Source organism: Kinneretia sp. DJ1R-11, from assembly GCF_025717595.1.
Taxonomy (GTDB): domain Bacteria; phylum Pseudomonadota; class Gammaproteobacteria; order Burkholderiales; family Burkholderiaceae_C; genus Paucibacter_A.
In genome coordinates this window covers 1-1,398 of the sequence record NZ_JAJIRR010000039.1, presented here as the reverse complement: position 1 = coordinate 1,398, position 1,398 = coordinate 1, and the positions used below count along the sequence as shown (strand labels likewise).

The following is a 1,398-nucleotide window of genomic DNA, read 5'->3' as shown; positions in this document are numbered from 1 at the left end:
GCCTTCGCCGACATTCGCACGTACTGAGCGTTGAGTGTGGTCGTGGATTTCGTGTTATTGGACAACCTCGTTAGGACCCGCAGTCGAACCTCGTGCCGAAGATGACCGCCCGCACTACGACTCTGCTCCGCACCGCTTTGGGCCTTGCATTGGCGCTAGCATTGGCCGTCTTGTCATCATTCATCCAAGGTGAAGGCCCGGAACTCGCGTCGTATGGCAATCTGTGCGGGCCGGCAACCAACGAAGGCTGCTACAAGCCTGTACTCAAAGGCGGTTTCCCGTTGGCATATCTATTCGACATGCCGGGTGTCTCTGTCGAGCGCCGACTCTCCTTCGGCGAAGACACTCTGCACTCGGTCGCACTGGTCCTGGACATCATCATCTACTGGTCAGCAATCATGTTTGTCATCTGGTTCGCCAATCGTCGGCGCGCTTCGTCAAAGAACTGCGAGAACAATGGCAAGGCCTAACCCATCGCTCAACCGGACCCGCAACGGCACGCCTCCTGCGGGCCTCATTTCATTCTGGCCCTCCGGCGTCCTGCCTTCGCGGGCCGGTTAGCTCAGACGTTAGGTTTCAAGTCAGATGCGTAAGCTCTTCCACGAAGTGCTGACCGTTATGGAGAACGCATTCGCGCGTCTGGAGAAGCAGGTTCCTCCGCCGCAGCGCGTTGAGTGGGCCGACGGCTTCGTGTTTCGCTACCTTGAGCGGTCACTTGAGCAAGCGCTTATTCTGAAGTTAGCTAGGTCAATTTCGACCCTTAGGGCGGTGGACATCCTTCTGCTCCATGGGTTCCTACAGGAACAGGCATCACTGCTAAGGATCTTGGACGAGATTCACGAGGACATCTACTTCTTGGCGGCACCACTGACAAACGACCAAGTCACCGAGCGACACACCCAATACCTCGCTGCATTCTTCGCCGAGGAATTTCCGGACCCGGAAAACTCGCTGGCTCGCCATGAGAAGCCCAATCTTCCGCCGCGCCGGAAGATCCGTTCCTATGTCACGCGCGTCCTTTCAACAGATCCCAACCCGTCAAAGGCTCATGACGTTGGCGAGACCATCAGCAGCGTCTATTCTGGGTACGTGCACGCCTCGGCGCCACAAACGATGGACATGTATGGCGGAAGCCCCGCACACTTTCATTTGGCAGGTATGCGCGGGACCCCACTCATGGAAGACCACATCCATGATTCGTGGAACTATTTCTATCGAGGCCTGATGGCCACAACCGTTGTCGCAAAGGCGCTGGGCGACGCGCCGCTTGTCAAGACAATGTACGACTACCTGCAGAGGTTCGAAGGAGAATCTGGAGAACGTTTCAATGGCTAGCCTGCGATTGAAACCTAACCAGTCGCTCGAGTGGACCTCCGCCAGCTGGCCGCGCTACGCTGC

General features: G+C 57.2%; 2 protein-coding genes. Both read left to right on the top strand.

Features of this window, described 5'->3' with window-relative positions; translation table 11 throughout:
* Positions 1 to 92: 92 nt before the first annotated feature.
* On the top strand, positions 93 to 470 hold the full coding sequence (locus tag LNV23_RS23790) for a hypothetical protein (RefSeq protein WP_263565231.1): 378 nt from the start codon (positions 93 to 95) through the stop codon (positions 468 to 470).
* A gap of 115 nt (positions 471 to 585) precedes the next feature.
* A complete protein-coding gene (locus LNV23_RS23785; RefSeq protein ID WP_263565230.1) occupies positions 586 to 1,335 on the top strand; it encodes a hypothetical protein in 750 nt (249 codons plus the stop codon).
* The last annotated feature ends 63 nt before the right edge of the window (positions 1,336 to 1,398 follow it).